Source organism: Shewanella sp. ZOR0012, assembly GCF_000798835.1.
GTDB lineage: Bacteria > Pseudomonadota > Gammaproteobacteria > Enterobacterales > Shewanellaceae > Shewanella > Shewanella xiamenensis.
This window is the reverse complement of the sequence record NZ_JTLE01000064.1, coordinates 1-202: the sequence shown is the minus strand read 5'-3', so window position 1 is coordinate 202 and position 202 is coordinate 1. Positions and strand designations below refer to the sequence as shown.

The 202-nt window shown below is 51.0% G+C and carries 1 pseudogene; it reads left to right on the top strand.

The annotated features are described in order from the left end of the window. A pseudogene (locus L976_RS01555) lies at positions 1 to 202 on the top strand (IS4 family transposase); the annotation flags it as partial.

The window sequence follows — 202 nt, the reverse complement described above, 5'->3', positions numbered from 1 at the left end:
CCGTGAGGCTGATTTGTTTGAATATCTGACCTATAAAACCCAGCACCAACAGCGCTTTGTCGTCCGCTCGATGCAGAGTCGATGCATTCAAGAGCATGCACACAAACTCTATGACTACTCGAACACATTACCGCTTGCAGCGACGAAATCTCTCCTCATTCCTCAGAAAGGCGGAAGGAAAGCCCGGGCGGTGACGCTGGAA